Source organism: Halorubrum sp. FL23 (genome assembly GCF_052439115.2).
Lineage (GTDB): Archaea > Halobacteriota > Halobacteria > Halobacteriales > Haloferacaceae > Halorubrum > Halorubrum persicum.
The window spans coordinates 18,663-38,525 of sequence record NZ_JBQVRO020000020.1; the positions used below are offsets into that span (position 1 = coordinate 18,663).

Here is a 19,863-nt window from a genome sequence, read left to right on the forward strand (position 1 = left end):
ATATCCCTATCACACCGATCCTAACCCTGGTATTCGTAGCGTGGCAAGGCTTATGACCACAGGTTCGAAATGAGAAGTATGGCAGTAGACGGGGAACAACCAGAGCACGCCGACGAGGCAGAGATGCTTCCCGACGAGGCAGCGGTGCTCCCTGAACGGGGCGAGTCCCTCGACGACGCCGATGACGACGAGCTTCTCACCACCGAAGAAGCCGCTGAACGTCTGGGCATCGAATTAGACTAGCAGCGTGCCGCGCGCCCCAGACAAACTCCGTATTCTCGACATCGTTATCGCTGAGGATCTCGCTTCAATTCAAGCACACAACCCCGATCACGCGGAGCGCATTCTCAACAAAATCCACGACTGGGAAGACAAGATTCAGTGGGGACGGGTTCCCCAAGAGCACCTTACCTACCTCACCGGATCTGGCCAGTACAATTTCTATCGTGAACGTGTCGGCAATAGTGGCTATCGCGTTGTTTACGAGATCAGCGATGGGACCATGACAGCCGTCGCCGTGTTTCCTAAAGACGACAACGCCTACAATCTGGATGACTTCCGCGGTCGCATGAGCTAGAGATTATACTACCCGGTTCAACTGTTATCGTTCCGCACATTGGTGTCACCTCCAACTGCTGCGTGTGAACCTAGAGACAGCCTGTCCAGTCGATACCAGGGGGACGCCCTCAGGAAGTGTGTGCTCCGTTGATGGCGTTCGGCGGCGACAGCGAGTAGAGAGAGGTAACTCTCGCTGTGGTCGAGTTTCGTCGCCAGCTCGGAGATCGTGTCGCCGCGGTCAACCGTGGCGAGGACCTCAAGTTCGATGCGCCAGAGCACAGTGTAACATAGTACGAAACTCATATATAAAGAAGTTTCAAGTAGTGTTACAGCCCGCAGGCGTGAAACCGTCTCTACCGTATTAACCAACAAAACTATGAAGTCGCAGTTGTTGTTGGTTAATACGAAAGCAGCCGATGTCCTACGAACCCCCGACCCCACCGGCGAACCTCCCGACGGAGATCGTCAACACGCTCAACGAGTCGGACCCAGAGTGGCTCCGAGACGTTGCTTCGTACGCTGAAGCGCTCGCCGAGCACAAGGAACGAGAGGCCCGTCTCGAGGAGTCGGCAGATCAAGAGGAGGTCGAAGAGCGACCAGACGATCTTCCGGACGACGTCCCAGCCAAAGCGACGATCACGATCAAGGAAATCAACGACAATCGCTACTATTACTGGCAGTGGCGGGAAGGCGATTCAGTGAAGTCGAAGTACAAAGGACCGGTCAACTCGGACGAGTAAGACTCGACAAAGGGAGACACCCACCCCACGTTTCCGTCGTAACTAGAGTTCGTTGGAGGGGGGCCAATATCGATGGAACCACACCCCGCATTTTCATCGTTTCTTTATTATCTCCGAGTCATCAATTGTACCGATGGCAGAGAAATCGTAGGACACCCCCCGTTGTCGAGTTGTATATGGGAGAGGGATACAGGACAAACACAGTAGATCTACTGGGTCGTCGAATTCTCGACTCACTGACCCCCCGTTTTCGAGTTGTAACGAGACCCCCAGCGACTGACACCCCCCGTTTTCGAGTTGTAACGCATCACGCGGGATACGAGCACCCCCCGTTTTCGAGAAGTAAGTGCGGGAGAATACGGGCGAGGTTAGTTCTTACTCCGGAACTGCTTCACCCGTTCGCGGACGACCGCGCTGATAGTCGCCTCTTCGTGAGCTAGGTCTTCAAACCGAGAATCCTCACGAATCGTCTTCATGATCGTTTCCGGATCCTCAGAGAGGGAGAAATACATATGTACTCCTCTGCCGCGACCCTTACCTCGACGCTCGAAGTCCAACACACCGTACGTACTCTGCTCGGTGACGTGATTTACGAACGTCTCGCGACTATACTGGTCGGTGTCCATCGTATCAGCAATGAATTGGTACGTCTTGAACGCGGGTCCAGCAGGGATCCACTCAGAATGTTCTCTTGCGTAGTTGGCCGTTGCCGCCACGGCATAGATTGAGAGTTTCTTTTGAGTTGAAATACCGCTGATGTGGCGGAGTTTGCGGTTTTCAGTGTACTTCTCCTGAGCATCACGAACATCAGTCTCGGTGACTGTGTCAGCTCCACGCCGCTCAGCTAATTCGCCGGCCCATCTGAGGAGATCAATCGCTTTTCGGGCATCCCCGTGCGTTTGGGATCCGAACGCAGCAACAAGCGGAATGACGTCATCTGCAATTGAGTCTGGCTTGAACGCGTCCCTCCGGTTGTGGAGAATACTACGAAGTTGGTTCGCGTCGTAATCATCGAAGAAGATGTCGTCGGGGTTGTAGGAACTCTGTGCGCGACTGTTGAGGTTCTTCATGAAGTCAGCGTAGTTTGTGATCGTTGTGAGCGAGATGGGGCCATCAAAGTCGGCGAGTTTGCGAGCCCGTGAAAGCTGGTAGATGAGAGAATTGTACTCTGCTTCCTGATACGGCCCCTCGAGCATATCGATCTCATCGAGGATGAAGATGACTCCATCGTAATACTCTCGCATGAGTTCGTACAGTCGCTCGAGCTTCTGGTCCGTTGAGACGCCAGTTTGAGGAACGCCAGGATCGACACCGAGGTCGTCGGCCGCAGCTTTAACTAACCGGTAGACGGCTCTATCTGCAGTCTTCGGTCCCTCGCTGTTAATGGAGAGGACCCCGAAGGTCTTGCCTTGAGATTCGCATAGTTCGACAATCTGTTTACAGACTGCATGAATGATGAGCGATTTCCCCGTTCCAGATGGCCCGCTCAGGAGCATATCGGGGATCCCCTCATTCTGGAGGACCGGTTTTAGGTTGTCGACGACACGGCCCAGCTGATCATCACGACCGACAATACGATCCTCATCGATGATTGTGTCTGACCGAACGAGGTCTTTGTTCGCGAAAACGCCACCGGACGACTCGGTTTGGAGTCGATCACGAATTGAGATGCCGCCATCGTCACCGTTAGTTGCTTCTTGAGACGAATCGGCGGAATCTGATTCGTTTCCGAAGGTCGTTTGTGACATGCCAGGAGACTCCCCCTCCTCATCCATCGACTGGGAATTTTCAGGATCAGCAGCAGAAGATTGATGATCCCCCTCACCTTCCGGATTATTCGATCCTGCTCTACGTCCCTCTCGTCCCATTATGAACCTCCTCGAACTCTGGGTATAAAAATATGGACCCTTGTGGAGTTGTAACCGGGCGAAAACAGCCTATCTAACGACAACAACCCGGCATTCTCCGAATAAGTCAGATACCGTTTTCGTAATCTATCACCCCCCGTTGTCGAGTTGTAACAGATCGAGGAACACGCTGTCGTCGAACTCCCTCGATGACCCAGACCCCCCGTTGTCGAGTTGCAAGGCGTTGGGGGACGGTAACAATCGTAATTCGACACGCCCACCTCCATTTTGGTGTTGTCGGGAGAAGGAGATCGAAGTGAGTCTCGAAGCAAAATCCACATGATCTGGATTTTTTGTGAATGATGCTCTGGGTGATACGGTCCTACTCAAACACCCCGTTTTCGAGTAGTAAGCACCAGATTAGTCGAGAAAGAACGACGCTCGTAGGACCCGCTCACGAATTAGAGGAATACCGAGTTTCGGACATGATTGCTGGTGAAGCTGCTATGGCGATCTCGAATGATTCACCCCCTCCCCCCTTTTTCGAGTTGTAAGTCGCGAGGGAACAGGCCATCCAAGACGTAGCATAGCGAGAGTTGAGGTAGTTAAAGTTGGCACAGAGGCGTCGAAACGGGAGATTACACGTAATTAGAACCACGGACGAGATGAGGAAGTCATCTACATCCCGAGATGTCAATCGTCTATCTGAGCTAGACGATATGTTTTCTTTGTCTCTAGTACGGTTCTGGTAAGGTAACGTACAACATAAACTTTCGCATATTTAGTCACAAGTTAGAATATTAGACACTCAACCTCTCTATCGCGTATATCCGCCACAATTGGCTGTTCTGTAACCTCTCTTGCTGTTCACCCCTCCCCGCCGCCACGAGTTTACAACTCGAAAAAGGGGGGAGGGGGTTCGTCAGGTCCAGTCCGTGATACCAACTACACGTGTTCCGTTGAGCTCTCGTCGGATGTCGTTCCGATCCCAGCCAAGAGGCGACAATACGCTCTCGACAGCTCGGACCAGCTGCGTCTCATAGTATGATGGATCGTACGACTCGAACTCCTCGTGGGCCAACGCGACCCGTTCTCGCGAGTTCTTCTCGTCGTCGACGACCACGTACTCGACATCTTGGCCCGGGTGGATGGCGAGGTCCTGATCGCGAGCCCGCTTCAACGCGGCCACATTCTGCGTATTCTGACTGTATCCTTCGAGTGGCTTGGAGACGCGATTCCGTTCGACAAGTTGCTCAACCGGCACCGTTCTAGCGTGGAGGCGCTTGATGGCGTTCTGGAGACAGTCGAGCACTGCGTCCGGTGACCGCGCGGCATTGAGCCGTTCGAGACAGTCCCGCTGGACGTCCTCGATGAACGGCGGGGTTGAGCGCTGCCGGGCTTCGATTCCTCGTATTTTGAAGTCGTCTTTGCCAGCCACTTTGCCGAAGTATTTTGTCAACGCGCCGGCGTCGCTCTCGCGCTGCGGCACGAACGCCACCCAGTCGTAGTGGGCTTCGTGTTCGAGCCGAATCTCGACGCGGTCGGTGATCTCCGTCGCGAGTGCGTCGAGGTTTTCACGGTTCTCGTCGTCGACGTCGGGGTCCGGGGTCACCCAGATAGAGTCGACGATGCCGTGGACGACGCGCCAGCCGCCGTTCTCCAACTGCTGTTTCGCCGTCAGCAGAATCTCGCGAGCGAACGCGTTGATTGCCTCGTGGCACTCGATGCGGCCGAACTTCGCGTTGCTGAACCCTTGGTAGCCGAAGCAAGCCACCAAGATCCACTTCAGCGCGCCCGATCGCCCCTCGAGTTCCGCCAGCCGGTCCTCGTCGGGGTCGTCTTGATTCTTCTCGTGACGGATGGCCGCCTTGATTTCGTCGCGAGCGTCGATGATCGGCTGTAGCACGTCGACGAGGTAGCCCCGCTCGTCGCAGATCGAGTACCCGAGGCCGGGGACGTCGTCGCGGTCGCTGTGGCAGTCACACCGAATGACGTCCGGTGAGACGTTCCGTGTACAGATGATGTTCGGGTACAATGAGGAGAAGTCGAGTTCGTGGACGTTCTCGTGGAGGCCGACTTCGGGCGCGAAGATGAAGCCGCCACGGTCGGCGTCGTGGAGCGTCCCCATCGGCTTGAAGAACTCATGCCGCCAGGAGTTCCACGGCACGAGGATGCCGCGGTCGTAGGCCTCACAGATCTGGATCGCGGTGAGGACGTTCCCAATCGACGCCCACCCGAGTTCCTGGACAGGCTTTTTCGAGCGCGACACGAGGTCGAGGATGCCGTCGAGGTTCGTCTCTCCATAGAAGAACGTGTTTGACTCGTCGATGATCGCTCGACCGGGCACGTTGTACCGCGCCGGGGAGTGACCGACGCGGCCGTAGCTCGAGTACGTCGACCGGCTTGCGAGCTGCTGATAGTCGACGTCCGGCCACCGACTCAGCGAGAAGTCCTTGACGCCGGCGTCTGTCGCCATTTCGTACAAGGTCGGGATGATCTCGCTCGTCGAGCAGACGAGGACGTCCGGATCGTGTGTTTCGATCGCCGCTTGGACGGTGGTGAGTATGTCTCCTGCTGACCCGGTTACAGTCTCGCCAGCAATTGTGAGCTCGCTGTACGTGTCTTGGCCTGTCTCGGTCACTGGAATACCGAGCTGGAGCGTCGACAGTTCCCCCGCCGGCGTTGGATCGCAATTCGTCTCCAGACAGTAGCGAAACTCCCGTGAGAAATCGACGTTGAAGCAGGCGAGATCTCCAACGGGGTACACTGACAGTTGGTGTGCCTGTCGCGCAAGCGGTGTGACGCGGTCGACATGGTTGACGTCGACAGCCAGAGCGCGCTCGTCGTCACGCCTGAAGCCGGAGCGCCGGGATACGATCTCGGTCGCGACGACATCTGGGTGTCGTTCGTATTGTGAGCGAAGTGGTGTGAGATCGATATCGGTGTCGGGGTCACGTGGTGCGACGTAGAAACGAGGCGTGTAGTCGTCGCGTTCGGTCGCGGTCGCGCCCTCGTTGGTCGCTTCCCATTCAAGGACGCGACCATCGTCAAGGAAATCGATTGTGAACACCATTTGTAGTAGTTATCCACCTACCTGTCTCTACACCAAAATCTCGCATAATCGCTGGCGTGTCTGTTCCGGATTTCGTGAAATGGAGATCGTATCGACAAGAACAGCGTACTCTCGCGCATTCGCTCTGGTAACCACACTTCCAGAATCGTTTCCGAGTTTGTTAGCTGAACCTCCGGTAGCGTGTTAACCAACAGAACGACTGTCCTACAGATGGGGTGTTGGTTAAGACTGCTGTGGACAATCCTCCATGTATTGGATTTGGTGAACAATATACTACCCCATAGATTATTATGCCGCTCTCCCGTTGGATGGCACATAATGTCCGAAGAGCCGTCCCCGCCCCACCGATTGAGTCCGGATGGCGGCACCGACCACCGTGACGTGAACGATGTCGCCGAAGAGGAATGGATCGAGGAGACGACGCCCTTTGAACGAGTGTACGAAGTCATCTCTCGCGTGTACGACCCGCTGTCTGCAGCACAGATCGCCGAGCGTGCCCGAGTCTCATCGACCACGGCGCGAAAGCACCTGCGAACGCTTGAGAGCGCTGGTGAGGTAACGACGTCTCAGGACGGTCAGACGACGCACTACCGACGGTCGGAAACGGCTATCGTCACCGAACACGCCCAGTCGCTTCTCGCGGAACGGACGCCCGAAGAGATCGCGTCTGGCATCGCTGATATGAAGGCACAGATACAGGCGTGGCGCGAGGAATACGGTGTTGATTCACCCGAAGAGTTCGCCCGAGAACTGGATATCGACGACGCCGACAGCGATCACGGTGCGCTCCTCACAGAATGGCAAACGACGCGACGTAACCTCGCGCTTGCACAGGCAACACTCGCGATCGGTGAAGTGAGTCAAACTGGTCACCTTACTGGCACGGACACAGATGACGATGGGAACGGCGATACATCCATCGTCGTATGACCGACGACGGAGACCCCGCTCAACATATTCAGCCAGACGAGCAGTCTGAGGTATTTGGTGCTATCGACGCCGGGGCACTACGGGAAATACGGGATCTGTTCGTGGAACTAGAGCCGCTGGTCCAAGTCGCGTCAGTAGACGACCCGCTGAATCCACAAACACTTTCGGTCGAACTATCCGACGGCGTCGGAGCGGCGTCAACCGCCCGGATAGACGTCCGGTGGAGTCTCACCGGGAACTACGCCGCACACTACACAGATGACCGAGACCGAAATTTTCGGTTCGACTGCCATCCGAAACCCGACGCGCCGCGCCGACACTTCCATTCTCCTCCCGATGCTCCGAGCCGTCCGGTTGACCCATCTTGTATTGCTGTGTCTGAGACAAGCCTTGTGACGCGGGCGATTGTCCAACGGTGGCGATACGCTTACACGAATGGAACATTCGAGGGGCTCAACGACGCAGAAAATCCGCCATAGAAGCCTTGTCGGCACGGGTTCTTCTACCGGCACAGGATCCGTGTTTTCAGAGCACAATCCACTGCTCTTCCATTGTGAATTACTCACCTCACTGGACCAAATAGTTGGATGATCTCGCCACAACCATAGTAAAATATTTTAAGATGGTAGGGGACCAACTGACTTATATGACTAACTCGCCCGACCGAACGTCAATTCCTGACGACGGTTCGCTCCGACGGCGTGACGACTCTAATGAGGGCGATAACGGGTTCGACCTTGACGTTGAACTCCCTGAAGACAGCCTGTTCGATCTTGACGATTACTTGAAAATGTACGAAGTAGCGTCTAAGCCCAAGCAATATCTGATTCTTGAGGCGCTTGCGGAGAATAATCAACTCAGCACCAGCGAACTATCAATGGTACTTGGTGAGGAGGATAATGCGCTCCACTATCCGCTCCGGACGCTCAAGGATGTCGCACTCATCAAGAACCGACGCGATCCGAATACGGGGACTGAAGAGACCTATTCATACTACGAACTGACAGAGCTCGGACGGATCGTGTTGACCGAAGGGATCCGCGAGGGTGTCAAAATACTGGCTCGGCAAGAAGCCGCTCTTGAAGACAAATACAGCAAGTAGTGTCAATCCGATGGCTTGTGGATCGTTGACAATTCCTAAACCCCACTCTCACCCGTTATCAGTTTCATCCTCCTCTATTTTGCGGGCGTTCCGCAAGGCTGCTAAATCGGCTGTAAGTGTGTCTACAATCTCCTCTAGTGCGGCCACACGTTCCTCAAGGGTGTCCGGGTGGGTCTCGAGCTCATAACGACCGGTGGAATCTTCGGTGCTGGACTGGCCTTGGTCTGCGTTTTCGTCTGTAACTAAGCGAGGATTCGCCGGGATCGGATAACCAATCCGAGTGGCAGATACCAAATCCGCATCCGTGTTATCTACCAAGAATGGCCGAAATTTCTCTTGTGCGTCAGAAGATCCGTGGACCAATGAGATATGTGTGGGATCAGCATCTCGAGCAAACTCTAACAACCGATTAGCTGCAGCGTGACCGCTCAAGGAGACCGACCGTATCCAATTAGTCGGGACGTTGATTGTATATCCAGCGTCGGTCTCGGAGCTACGAACGTCGCTGCCGTCATCTACATCATCAATATTGGTTATTGGACGTGTACTGACCTGTAATTCGGCAGTATCTCCGCTAGCCTCAAGTAGTTCTCTTCCGAGTGTTTCCTCGGCTTGGTAGCCGGTAAATATGACTCGTCCCTCATCGTAGTTTTTCACCATCTCGAGAAGATACGCCGGTGATAATCCACCGGTCAGCATCCCTGAGGGAGCAATAACGATTGGTGCTGATTCCCCATCGAAAATTTTGTATCGGTCGTCAGGCTTCGATGGACGCCAAGCACACTCGGGTGTGAATGGTTCTGAATCGCCTGCATTAGCTCGGTGTTTGTTGATTGACTCTTTGACGTACTGACCGATAGAGTACGCGTGGTAGATGTCGGTTGCTTCAGTTGCCATTCCATCATAGACAATCTCAATATCTGCTATCTCATCATCGGGGAACTGCTGTAGCCGCCGTTTGAAGGCCTGCATGATCTCTTGTGCACGCCCTACTGCAAAGCTCGGAATAAGAACCGGAATTCCCAACCGAGCGGCATCAATTGCTTCTTCAACGAGTGTGTTACACGCATCACTGAACGAATTGTGGTTGGTCCGATTCCCGTATGTGGACTCCAAAAACAGAGTATCAACTGAGGGGGGTGCTTGGATATCACGGAGGTGTTGCGATCGTCCTCCAAGATCACCTGAAAACAGGATTCGACGACCAACAGTTTCGACAGTAATCCACGCGCTCCCCAGTAAGTGTCCAGCGTCGCCAAATTGTAGATTCAAGTGCTCTCCTTCGATATCGGTGAATTCAGAGACCGTGTATTCACCGTACGAGATCGGTTCAAACCGGGATAACACCTCTCGTACATCGCCCTCTGTGAACCGTTGTTCACGCCCGGGCTTCTCGGCGTTTTCTTTGTGAATCTTTAACGAATCATGAAGGAGTTGGTGTGCAAGCGCCCCTGTGGGCCGTGTACAGACGATGGGCGCATCGCGACTCAATTTGTTCTTGTGCTCAAGTATAGGAAGTCCACCAATATGATCGATATGGGCGTGCGTCAGGAATACTGCATCAAGATCGTTTGACCCAATCCCCCGGAAGTCAGGGAAAGAGACGCCGTTTCCAGTACCAGACCCTTGTTTGAGCCCACAATCTATGAGATATTCACCATACTGGGTTTGTAACTGGTAACAGCTCCGACCGACCTCGCGAGTGCCACCTCTAGGGATTATGACAACAGGAGCGTCAGAATCTGTATAGTCAGTTGCTTTTCCCGGCTGTTTCCAGAGCACGGTCGCATCATCTTCAGATGGATCGGTAGGTTGTGTAGAAGGCATCGTTTGAACTACTGAGATAGCACCTGTTCTGCGTAGAATTTCTCCTGTTCCTGTGTGCGACCCCGGAACGTAACGTGCTTGAGGAGATCTGTTTCAGCGAAGGCTGGCGCAAATTGGTCGAGATCAGTAAGCACACCGTCGAGAGGTCGTGCACTGTCCCCGGTGTATGATACATCTGATAACTTCCAAATTCCCGGAATCGCGCCACGTTTGCCTGCCTTTTCAGCTTCGGGCTCTGTGTAGTACCGTGCCCGACCGGCCTCCATTCGCGTATCTCGTGATGCCCGTGACGGTTTCGCGATGACTTCATCCATTCGAGTCAATTGAAGCGGTGATCGCTTCTTACCGGGAAGCGCATCACCGAGCTCTTCGCGCACCATATGTGCCGTGAAACCCGATGATTGTTGGAAATACAGCATTGTCATCTCACCCTCTTCTTCATAGAGTGCCGGCTTTGCGACCGGCTGTCCTTCATCTGAAGTAAGGTATCGTGGAGGGATCTCAACAACGCAGAGCCCCGCTAGGGATGTCCGATCTGGATCAGTGCCAGTTTCCTCCTCAAGATGGACGAGGATATCTCCGAATTGGTCTCTGAACTCATGTGGTTTCCATACTGATTTTCGATCAGGAGGACGTTCGGCTGGATTGTCGAAATGGATCGTTGTCGGAGGAATGTACGGTGTGTCCTTCGGTTTTCGCAACGACACTGGATACTCAGGAGGCCGGAATGTAGAGTCTGTAACGTCGTTTCCTGATGATCGACTCAATTCAACTTGAGCGGTGACTGGAAATACAGTTCGCGGAAGGCTATCCACCACTTCAAGAGGGTCAAATCCCTCTAAAATCACTGTTCGCTCTGTTTCTGAATCGACGGAACTTGGTGATGACATAATTAATCACTCAATACTATCTATTTACGCAGACCCGGTGAAAAATGACGGCATACCGAAGTGAAAGTGGAATAATCTCCCAAATTTTGAGGCAAGAAAGTAATACTCAATCGAGTAATTATTAGGAAACAATCCTTGGATTAGAATATGACTTAGGATTCTCCAGACTCTTTTGAGAGAGGCTTAAACTGGGTCTTCTCGTCTCTCCCGATTGACCCGTCTGTCTTAGTTCTCATTTATCACTGGCTCAAGTGACTTCATCGAAAAATCTGATTTCGAGCAGTACCGTTCGGCGACGTCCATCAGCGCTCGTGTACGTCGAATATCGGCGATGTTGTGGAGTACGACCGCTTCGAAATCGCTAGTCTGCCACGCGTCAACCGCTTCTCTACTTTCCCCAAATGGATCGACTGTACCGTGGCCGGAAGCCACGAGCTCGTCATACACTCCAGTGAGGCTGTTCTCGCTCGTATTGAATCGTGAGGAGAACACCTCCATCACGTCGATGTACGGTAATTCGGCGAACGGCCACTCGCGTCCGTGATAACTCAACCGAGTTCGAAGAAATGGCAGATCGAATCCGCCTTTCCAGGTTTCGCCGTTATAGGCTACGAGCTTGACGTCTCGCTGTGCGATCGTGGAGCCGACGAACGTCTTGACGGCGTCCAACAGTGCGCCCTCATCGTCATGAACAGAGAGCGTCACTGGCGTCGTAAGCTGATCGTTCACGCGCTGTTCGATATCTGAGGTACACGCAGTCCCGTCTGTATTGAGGAACACTCGCGAGCCGATCTCGGCGTCGAAGCCAACGACGGTCAGCTGGTCAGTCGTCGAAAACCCCGTCGTCTCGATGTCGAATGCGATCGTTGCGAGTGCACTCATTGGGGTGGCTCGCTGGCTTCTTCATCGGGTACTTGCGCATCCGTACTCTGTTCGTTGAGCCGGTGTTCGAGCGCTTCGAGGCGTTCCTCATGGTCTTCCAATGTGGCCTCCTGTTCGAGATCGATACTGAACAGCGCCGGCACCAGTGGATTCTGATGGTTCAACAGCCCGCTCGCGTCGGCGTGCTCGCGAGCGTACTCGAACAGTTGGTCGAAGCGTGGTTGATCGCGACGACGGAGCGCTCGTCGGAACTCCGCCCAGCGGTCTTTGATGGCCCGCAGCGCATCCCGATATGTCGGGTTCGTCCGTCCCATTGTTAGCGCCCCCCAGGTGCTGTCCACGCATCGAGGAGCGGACTCGCGGTGAGCGACGCCGCCTCGCCGTCAGCGGTCACTCCTGTCCCGACACCTGGCGAACTTGACGTCGACGACGGGGGTGTCGCGGGTTCGAGCCCGACCTGTGTCGCCCGCGTAGCGAGCAGTTGTCGCCAGTAGGCGAACGTGGTCTGATAGTACGCCCCGTCATCAACGGGATAAACAAGTGTCTCGAACTCGTCACCGACGAGTCGCGGCCCCATCCGGGTTTGCTCACACTCAAGGCGGTGATTGGCGGCCGTCGCGACTGCTGCGGTGAACTCATCGATCGTACTCCGAGTAACGAGTACCGGGATATTGTAGCTGTCAGCGTATGTCCCTAGTCGAGCGAGGGTTCTCGCTTGGAGTGTTGCTGCGTGCTGCTCGCTCAGCGTATCGTCGCTGCGGTACTGGATGTCGATGGCCGGCGCGACGATGAGTGACGGGGTGTGTGGAGAGGAGTCATCGTTTTGTACCGTTGACTGTCGGCCGGATGTACAGGTGACGGCGGTCGATTTCTGGATGACTTGGTTTACTGCCGTCGAGAGATCGTCGACAGCGGCGTAATGTTGGTACGCGGTAAATCCGCGTGCGACGTGGATCCGGTCGAGCAACCGCTGGCTCGGTGTGATCTGAGCCAGCGTCGTTGTCGTCGCGTGGCCGTTCGCATCAACCCAGAAGGCGGGCCCATCGTGTAACAGGAGATGGTCAAGCACGAGCGACTGGAGGATTGGGACGCCTCGGCCGCCGTCTACGTCGAGCAACGTGATGCCGTCGTCGAGTGACGGCAGCAGCATCTCGTCTGTGGCTGGATCGGCTTGATCTGCCAAGCCCAGATTCCGGTCAGCCCCCCGTGTCGGCTTGTCGGCCGCCATTCGCTTCGATGGTGGGTGGTTTCCCATACCCGATAACTAGCCACGCCCTCAATAAGCGACGGCGCGGCGTTTCCGGACTTCCAGAAAGGACTGTACCAAACACCAATTCGAACTCCGTCCCCGGATCTTGAGGAGTGGGAGACTGTTTCCAAGACTCTTTCCGAGGTGGACACCGCCTTTGATCGTCGTATTAACCAATATTTCTGTATGGCTCGGCAACTTGTTGGTTAATCTCGTTATTTTTATTGTACCGCACCTCGTCGATGATATCTCTAGATATGGTATTCCAGAATACGATTATTCGGCTCTGTTAAAATCTTTAGGGGATGATACATTCTGACCCGAATGTGGTCAGTACAGGGGAAGAGCCAAGCAAAAGCGGCTTGTTTCATTTCACATGAATCAGAGACGAATTGGAGATATTTTTTTCGGGGTGACGATGGTCTTGATAGGTGTCGCCCCGCTGGGATTCGCCCTAATTGGATGGGGAGACCTGATGGCAGGCAACGGATTCGGTGCAATCTCGGGGGACCTCAAGACACTTCTTGGAGTGGTTTTCATAGCTTTTGGGTTAGTTTTAGCCGTAGCAGGCGTCAATGTCGTCAGAAATGGCCGTTCCGAGTCGGATACACCTTCACTCTACTAATTCGGAGAGTCTTCTTGCCACTCAGTTAAGAATCGGTGTGTACAGGGCGTGTATACATCAGATTACTTGTGAGAACAGCGCTCTCACAACGCCGGGGGAGTCGAAGGCCTTCCATCTATCACGCGGTAATGAAGTCGGGTGCGAAGAAGCCGATCACGAGGAGACTCACCAGTACGGTAATCGCCGCGAGTCTCAGGACACCAGCTTCCCGTCGGCGGGGTTTCGGCAGAGACTCGGCAATTCCGGAGAGGGCCATCCCGACGATCACAAACAGTACAGGGTAGAACAGTGTCGCTCCTTCTACAACGACGTAGTACCCCTGCTGCCCGGCCATCAGGAGTGCGCCACAGAGGAAGACCAGTCCAAGGGGACGACCAGAGGGCTCGCTGAACAGTGTTTGGTCGATGATGGAGGGCATCGAGCGTGTATTTACCCCACGTAGGATAAATATAGACTGTGTTCGCCCGCCTGCTACAGGGATTCTCACAGCTGTGCCGAACGATTCAACAGAGCCGACAGACCCTAATCATAAATAGCCTACTGATAATGTAGGAAGCACGAATTGATGAATATTCGGAAACATCTTGAACAATTCAGCGCTTCCATCCGGGGTGATGAACGTCCTGTTGGAATGCTTCTTGGCGCTGGCTGTGCTAAATCAGTCTGGGTAGATGGATCTCCTCTCATTCCAGATATGAGAGGAATGACAACAGCGGTTGAAGAGCGGATTCGGGATGAAGGGTACTCCGAAAGTTGGGAACGGATTCACACTATCGGAGAGTTTGATGAAGAAAACGCGAATATTGAGGATATCCTCAATTTAGTACGAGAGCTTCGTCCGCATGCTGGTAGAGAAGAGATCCGTGGACTGACCGCTGAAGAATTAGAGTATTTAGAAGATAGTATTTGCAGCAAGATAATTGAGTTAGTTGACAAGGAACTTCCTGATACGGAATCTGGTTATCATAGCCTCGCCGCCTGGATGAGTTCTATTGAACGAAAAGAACCCGTAGAAGTTTTCACGACAAACTATGATCTCCTTCTGGAGCAAGCGTTTGAGGAGCAAAACGTCCCGTTTTTCGACGGGTTTGTAGGTGGACACCGGCCCTTCTTTGATTCGTACTCAGTTTTAAACGACGAACTGCCAAGTAGATGGAACAGATTGTGGAAGATTCATGGATCAGTCAACTGGGCGTCCGAAAAATCCGATAGCTCAATTGAGATATGGCGTTCTCTCAATGAAGGAGAGGACGCAGCAGTAATCCATCCGTCTCATATGAAGTACAGCCAGAGTCGGAAAATGCCATACCTTGCTTATTTAGATCGGCTTAAGCAGTTTCTGAACAAGCCAGAAGCAGTGTTATTTGTAGTGGGATATTCATTCCGAGACCAACATCTCAATGAAACTATAATTGACGGGCTGCGCGGTCCTCCTTCAGCGCAGGTCTTCGCCTTCCTCTACAGTGAGTTGAAATCGTATAGTAATGCTCAAGAAATCGCCAAACAGAATGCAGATTTGAGTGTCTTTGCAAAAGACGCGGGTATCATCGGGACTCAAAAACAGGAATGGGAATCTTCCGAATCCGATTCAGATCCGGGGAGTGACACTATTGGACTTGATTGGGAAGAGGTTGAGAGTAATCAGTGGCAGCAACAGTTTCAACTCGGTGACTTCGAAGAGTTTGGCAACTTCTTAGGGTCGGTGATCGGGAGGTAATATGACCGATCAAGCGACTCACCTAGGTTCTATTGAGGACGTAGAGGGAGCGAGAGCCTCTGTGCTATTGAATGAAGAAACAAACTTTGGTCTATCTTTTGTTGAAGGCTATGGGTACAGAGTTGGGCAAATAGGTTCTTTCGTCCGAATTCCATTAGGATATGATGACATATTTGGAGTCGTATCCCAAGTCGGAGCAAGAGCAGCACCGCAGGCAGACGAGGATGTGCCATCGCACGGAAATAAGTGGATGACGGTGAGGTTTGTGGGAGAAGCAGCACAAGGTGAAGAACTGACCACCGGTCTATCCAAATATCCGACTGTAGGAGATGACGTTCATATCGTCACGGAAGACGAGCTCGATCGAATCTACGGGGATCAAAATCAGTCTAGACATATAAATATCGGCTCAGTTGTGGGATCAGACCAAATACCCGCCCGAGTTGATCTAAATAAACTTGTTTCAAGGCATGCAGCAATCCTAGGTAGTACAGGTTCAGGAAAATCCACGACGATTGCGGGGCTATTACACAACTTGGCGACCTCCTCTGCCATCGAATCACCGCGTGTTCTAGTGTTAGATATACATGGAGAATACGGAGCGGCATTGAGAAATTCTGCAAACGTATTCACTACCAATGCAGATCCTACAAGACAGGAGTCTGAGCTTCAAATACCGTACTGGGCACTATCATTTGAGGAATTGGTCGATGTAGCATTTGGAGAGATTCAGGGTGACAGAGACAGAGCTGCTTTGGTTGAGCAGGTGAAGAACAAAAAGAAAGAGTCATTTCCTGAGCAGGACATCCACGGCATAGATCAGTCCGATATTAATGTGGACACGCCTATCCCCTTTAGTATCCACAAATTATGGTCTGAGCTGTACAAACTGGTGAGATCTCCCCACACTGAATCACGAGATCAGTCACTCAACACGGTAGCCTACGTGACGAATGAAGAGGGAGATCCAGTAGATCCAGGAAGTGCGATGGATGTCAGTACCCCAGAAACGCGACGTCACGACCAGCATGAAGGCGTGTACGTCGCGAAGCCGGACATGAATATCGGACGTCAGGTCGATACCTTAACTTACAGGCTACGTGACTCACGCTACAATTTCCTATTCCGCCCGGGTGAATGGCTACCAGAAGAAAACGGTACAGTTGAACGAGATCTGGACGAATTGCTCGAGAGCTGGCTGGGTCATAATTCCGGTATAACCATATTGGATCTTTCCGGGATTCCCTCAGATATTCTGGATACATTAGTCGGTGCCCTCCTGCGGATCGTGTACAATTCGCTATTTTGGGCCCGGAACCGTGCGGAGGGTGGTAAACGAAGACCACTCCTGGTCGTCCTCGAGGAAGCACATTCGTATGCTGGAGATACTGGAGACGGGTCTGCTGCGGAATCGATCCAACGAATCGTTAAAGAAGGGAGAAAGTACGGTATCGGTTCAATGCTGGTTTCACAAAGGCCGACGGAGATCGACAGCACGATTCTAAGCCAGTGTGGGACGATATTCTCGATGCGGATGGCGAATAGCAAGGATCGAGCAAGGATCAACTCAGTGGTATCAGATAATATGGAAGGGGTTCTTAGCTCACTCCCGATTCTTCAGACAGGAGAAGCCATCATTGTAGGACAGGGAGTCAAATTCCCAATACGTGCTCAGATAGATCCACCACCATCTGATAGCCGGCCCGAAAGTCAGGATCCCCCAGTCATGACTCCAGATGAGGGACTGGGATGGAATCAAGAAATCTCAAACCCAGAATACGACAAAGTATTAGAACACTGGAGAAAGAAGGACCCGAACACTCCAACAGATGAGACTCAAGGTGATGAATAATGAGTGAATGGATACCTGTCGATTCATCCCATCTAAGCCGAGTTAGATACGAAGAGGAAAGAAGAAGGCTGGAGATTGAGTTTCTTGAAGGAGGTGTCTACGAATATTATGAAGTGTCTCCCGCCGAGTTTGACGGACTACTCGCAGCCGAATCTCATGGCTCATATTTTTACGAGCACATTAGAGGAAACTACAGTTATAACAGAATTTGAAAGAGTTCGTTTTGAAAATGTGCTGTATCGGCTCTGTTGAACTTCTTCAGCTCTGTTTAAATCATTAGAAAGTGACATGTGTTGTCTTCCCTGCGGTCAGTACAGAGATCTCACAGCCCACGAGAATTCTGTTCTCAGGTGTACAACCTGAATAACACATCGACTCAAAGATCCCTCTGGGACTGTGTGGGCCGATCAGTTCGCAACTCTCATCCACCGGCTGTTTCAGGCAAGAACCTGTCTGAAGAATGGGATTTAACAGAGCCGAAGAGATGGTTCGGAAGCGGTACTCCCATATCGAAGCTGGTGAGCTCGGTGACGCCGCTGCCGAGGCCATCGAAGACGTTGACGGATAGTTGGCGTTTAGGGGTTCTTAACTACAGCCCGCAATTCTATATAATGTTTAAGTAGAGTGAGCCGTAGAATGGCATATGAGTCATGAAACGGAATCGGACGCCACACAGGGCGTGTCCATATCCGTTCCAGTACCCGCTGCAGACGCAGATTTGTTCAAAAGCAAGGCAACAAACGACATCTTACTCTTTTTAATCAATCACCGATTCCAACAGTTCTCACAGCGCGAGGTGGCTAACCAGATCGGCCATTCCCAACAGACGGTTCGGAGAGCGATCAACACCCTCGTCGAGAACGGATTAGTGGTTGAATCACCCGAGGGCAACCAACGGCTCGTTCAGATCAATCGAGAGCGACTCGCCATTCCAGACGACCCTCTCCTCCGAATACCGCAACCAGAGTTCCAGCAACCCGTGAAGGCCGCCGTCGACGAACTCACTGGCCGTCTCGACGGCGTCATCGGAATCGTTCTGTACGGAAGTGTAGCGCGTGGCGAAGCCGATCGGCGCAGTGACATCGACCTCTGGGTGCTCACGACGGACGACCGAGCTCCAACCCAACGAGAGGCGAACGCTGTTGGTCGCGACCTCGAAGACGCCGAATTCGACGGGAACAGGTATGCGTACGACATCGACGTTGAAGCGGTCCAGGCAGTTCCCACGTACACCGAAGACGTCCGGGGAATTGTCGTTTCAGGAATCCCGATCTACAGCACTACCAACTTTGAGACGGTCGAAAGGCTCCTCCTTGAGGAAGGTGCTAGCGATGATTGACAGGTCTGATGGGGTTATCGCTGTCAGTGAGCAGATGAACGTCGGTCCTGTTGTCGCTCGTATTCTGCGAGTTGTTCAATTCGTTCCTCTGTTGGCGGATGCGTCCGAAACAACCAGCGTTTGAACCGGTACAGGCGTTGCCGAAGCCACCAGTACGACGGCTCTTTGCTCCCGTCCGGACCCAACATTACCTTCTCTAACTCCTCAGGTTCGAGCGGAAGGATCGAGAGCGACGAGATCCCCGACACCTCGCGTAAGTCCCGATTCGGCGTGTCCGAAATACTCCGATCGAGCTTCGTGAGCGCAGTCGCAAGGACCGAGGGCGACCCAGTGACCGCAACGGCAGCTCGATCTGCGGCCTGTTCTCGTGCCCTCGAAAGCCGGGCGGTCATCGCTTTCCCCGTTCCCCAAACAAGCGTCGAGACGAAGCCAAGCGGGACGATGACGATCGCAGCTCCTCCTGGATTTTCGATGTCCGCAAGTCGCGTCCCGAGTCCGCGAGCGAGGATAACGGGGAGTGACAGGGCCGTCATCACCATCGCATCCCGGTTTTTCACGTGCGCGAGTTCGTGAGCGACGACTGCTTCGAGTTCGGCACGTCCGTCGATCGTGTCGAGCGTCCCGCGGGAGAGGACGAGATGGACATTATCCGGGCGAAACCCGACGGCGAGTGCTTCAGGTGTTTGTCGGTCCGAAAGCGCGATCGTCGGCACGGGGACGTCGAGTTGCGCTGCGACCCGAGTCACCAACTCGTACAGCTCGGGCTCGGCTGCCTCGTCGACGTGGGTGGCGTCAGCGAGCCGTTCGATCGTGTCGATCTGCTTGTATTCGAAATAGCCGATTGTTACCACGGTTAACGCAGTGAATCCTCCCGCGAACGATGCCGCTGTAGAGACTTCAAGAAATGAAAGTACACCGTAGAGGACGGCCCAGATCCCACAGAAAAATGCGATCGTAACAGCCGCCATTCCAACGATTGTTACGAGCATCTGAGCCGGAAGCGACCACTGTCGGGAGGGCATTAATTTGTGATCGCTTGAAACACAGTAGTAAGTTCTGGTCGCTACGAGTGTTTCCAACCAGTATCGCCGATCATAACTGCTCTACTGCTACATTGTGGCCGATTTTGTGGTCAGTACAGAGAGAACTGTTAACGTACGTGTTTACCCCGAGGTCTCGACAGCCGGCACAGCGTGAGCCCGTGACATAACCTCATTATTGCTGACGACTCG

The 19,863-nt window shown here is 53.3% G+C and carries 20 protein-coding genes and 1 pseudogene; 11 read left to right on the forward strand and 10 right to left on the reverse strand.

The features are described from left to right. Nucleotides 1-78: 78 nt before the first annotated feature. Nucleotides 79-243 (forward strand): hypothetical protein, encoded by a 165-nt coding sequence (locus ACT4MF_RS16720; protein ID WP_161606514.1) that lies wholly within the window; start codon nt 79-81, stop codon nt 241-243. A 4-nt stretch (nt 244-247) separates the two neighbouring features. After that, the gene (locus tag ACT4MF_RS16725) at nt 248-577 is read left to right on the forward strand and encodes a type II toxin-antitoxin system RelE family toxin (protein WP_444683141.1); all 330 of its coding nucleotides are present in this window, start codon (nt 248-250) and stop codon (nt 575-577) included. Between the two features lie 158 nt (nt 578-735). Here the strand turns inward: ACT4MF_RS16725 and ACT4MF_RS16730 are convergent. Then, nucleotides 736-837, reverse strand: a pseudogene (locus tag ACT4MF_RS16730) (transcriptional regulator TrmB); the annotation flags it as partial. Nucleotides 838-974: 137 nt separating this feature from the next. Between ACT4MF_RS16730 and ACT4MF_RS16735 the strand changes: the two are divergent. Continuing rightward, the gene (locus ACT4MF_RS16735) at nt 975-1,298 is read left to right on the forward strand and encodes a DUF6788 family protein (RefSeq protein WP_444683140.1); all 324 of its coding nucleotides are present in this window, start codon (nt 975-977) and stop codon (nt 1,296-1,298) included. 368 nt (nt 1,299-1,666) lie between these two features. Here the strand turns inward: ACT4MF_RS16735 and ACT4MF_RS16740 are convergent, their stop codons facing one another. Both ACT4MF_RS16740 and ACT4MF_RS16745 read right to left on the reverse strand, forming a co-directional pair. After that, nucleotides 1,667-3,046, reverse strand: coding sequence for a Cdc6/Cdc18 family protein (locus tag ACT4MF_RS16740; protein WP_444683657.1), 1,380 nt, complete (start codon nt 3,044-3,046; stop codon nt 1,667-1,669). A 1,021-nt stretch (nt 3,047-4,067) separates the two neighbouring features. Next, nucleotides 4,068-6,218: a type B DNA-directed DNA polymerase gene (locus tag ACT4MF_RS16745; protein ID WP_444683655.1), complete on the reverse strand. Its 2,151-nt coding sequence runs from the start codon at nt 6,216-6,218 to the stop codon at nt 4,068-4,070. 381 nt (nt 6,219-6,599) lie between these two features. Here ACT4MF_RS16745 and ACT4MF_RS16750 point away from each other — a divergent pair, with 381 nt between their 5' ends. The 3 genes from ACT4MF_RS16750 (at nt 6,600) to ACT4MF_RS16760 (ending at nt 8,250) form a co-directional block, all read left to right on the forward strand. Then, nucleotides 6,600-7,148, forward strand: coding sequence for a DUF7342 family protein (locus ACT4MF_RS16750; RefSeq protein ID WP_444683656.1), 549 nt, complete (start codon nt 6,600-6,602; stop codon nt 7,146-7,148). Beyond that, the gene (locus ACT4MF_RS16755; protein ID WP_512053317.1) at nt 7,145-7,627 is read left to right on the forward strand and encodes a toxin-antitoxin system TumE family protein; all 483 of its coding nucleotides are present in this window, start codon (nt 7,145-7,147) and stop codon (nt 7,625-7,627) included. The genes ACT4MF_RS16750 and ACT4MF_RS16755 overlap by 4 nt, the downstream gene beginning before the upstream one ends. Nucleotides 7,628-7,794: 167 nt before the next feature. Continuing rightward, on the forward strand, nt 7,795-8,250 hold the full coding sequence (locus ACT4MF_RS16760) for a MarR family transcriptional regulator (RefSeq protein ID WP_444683654.1): 456 nt from the start codon (nt 7,795-7,797) through the stop codon (nt 8,248-8,250). 48 nt (nt 8,251-8,298) lie between these two features. On the opposite strand, the gene ACT4MF_RS16765 is transcribed toward ACT4MF_RS16760, so the two are convergent. The 5 genes from ACT4MF_RS16765 to ACT4MF_RS16785 form a co-directional block, all read right to left on the reverse strand. Continuing rightward, nucleotides 8,299-10,077, reverse strand: coding sequence for an MBL fold metallo-hydrolase (locus tag ACT4MF_RS16765; RefSeq protein WP_444683653.1), 1,779 nt, complete (start codon nt 10,075-10,077; stop codon nt 8,299-8,301). Nucleotides 10,078-10,085: 8 nt separating this feature from the next. Then, the gene (locus tag ACT4MF_RS16770; protein ID WP_444683652.1) at nt 10,086-10,967 is read right to left on the reverse strand and encodes a hypothetical protein; all 882 of its coding nucleotides are present in this window, start codon (nt 10,965-10,967) and stop codon (nt 10,086-10,088) included. Between the two features lie 225 nt (nt 10,968-11,192). Continuing rightward, complete coding sequence (locus ACT4MF_RS16775; RefSeq protein ID WP_444683651.1) at nt 11,193-11,849, reverse strand: ribonuclease H-like domain-containing protein; 657 nt, start codon at nt 11,847-11,849, stop codon at nt 11,193-11,195. Beyond that, a complete protein-coding gene (locus ACT4MF_RS16780; protein WP_444683650.1) occupies nt 11,846-12,163 on the reverse strand; it encodes a DUF8156 family protein in 318 nt (105 codons plus the stop codon). The genes ACT4MF_RS16775 and ACT4MF_RS16780 overlap by 4 nt, the downstream gene beginning before the upstream one ends. Before the next feature lie 2 nt (nt 12,164-12,165). After that, the gene (locus ACT4MF_RS16785; protein ID WP_444683649.1) at nt 12,166-13,104 is read right to left on the reverse strand and encodes a hypothetical protein; all 939 of its coding nucleotides are present in this window, start codon (nt 13,102-13,104) and stop codon (nt 12,166-12,168) included. 370 nt (nt 13,105-13,474) lie between these two features. Here ACT4MF_RS16785 and ACT4MF_RS16790 point away from each other — a divergent pair, with 370 nt between their 5' ends. Further along, nucleotides 13,475-13,723 (forward strand): hypothetical protein, encoded by a 249-nt coding sequence (locus tag ACT4MF_RS16790; RefSeq protein ID WP_444683648.1) that lies wholly within the window; start codon nt 13,475-13,477, stop codon nt 13,721-13,723. Between the two features lie 118 nt (nt 13,724-13,841). Here ACT4MF_RS16790 and ACT4MF_RS16795 read toward each other — a convergent pair whose 3' ends face one another. Continuing rightward, a complete protein-coding gene (locus ACT4MF_RS16795; RefSeq protein ID WP_444683647.1) occupies nt 13,842-14,141 on the reverse strand; it encodes a DUF8011 family protein in 300 nt (99 codons plus the stop codon). A gap of 147 nt (nt 14,142-14,288) precedes the next feature. Here ACT4MF_RS16795 and ACT4MF_RS16800 point away from each other — a divergent pair, with 147 nt between their 5' ends. From ACT4MF_RS16800 to ACT4MF_RS16815, 4 genes are all read left to right on the forward strand, one after another. Continuing rightward, a complete protein-coding gene (locus tag ACT4MF_RS16800) occupies nt 14,289-15,440 on the forward strand; it encodes an SIR2 family NAD-dependent protein deacylase (RefSeq protein ID WP_444683646.1) in 1,152 nt (383 codons plus the stop codon). A 1-nt stretch (nt 15,441) separates the two neighbouring features. Next, a complete protein-coding gene (locus ACT4MF_RS16805; RefSeq protein ID WP_444683645.1) occupies nt 15,442-17,292 on the forward strand; it encodes an ATP-binding protein in 1,851 nt (616 codons plus the stop codon). After that, the gene (locus tag ACT4MF_RS16810) at nt 17,292-17,504 is read left to right on the forward strand and encodes a KTSC domain-containing protein (protein ID WP_444683644.1); all 213 of its coding nucleotides are present in this window, start codon (nt 17,292-17,294) and stop codon (nt 17,502-17,504) included. The genes ACT4MF_RS16805 and ACT4MF_RS16810 overlap by 1 nt, the downstream gene beginning before the upstream one ends. 431 nt (nt 17,505-17,935) lie before the next feature. Beyond that, nucleotides 17,936-18,631: a nucleotidyltransferase domain-containing protein gene (locus ACT4MF_RS16815; RefSeq protein WP_444683643.1), complete on the forward strand. Its 696-nt coding sequence runs from the start codon at nt 17,936-17,938 to the stop codon at nt 18,629-18,631. Nucleotides 18,632-18,654: 23 nt separating this feature from the next. On the opposite strand, the gene ACT4MF_RS16820 is transcribed toward ACT4MF_RS16815, so the two are convergent. Further along, on the reverse strand, nt 18,655-19,653 hold the full coding sequence (locus ACT4MF_RS16820; RefSeq protein WP_444683642.1) for a M48 family metalloprotease: 999 nt from the start codon (nt 19,651-19,653) through the stop codon (nt 18,655-18,657). Nucleotides 19,654-19,863 lie beyond the last annotated feature (210 nt).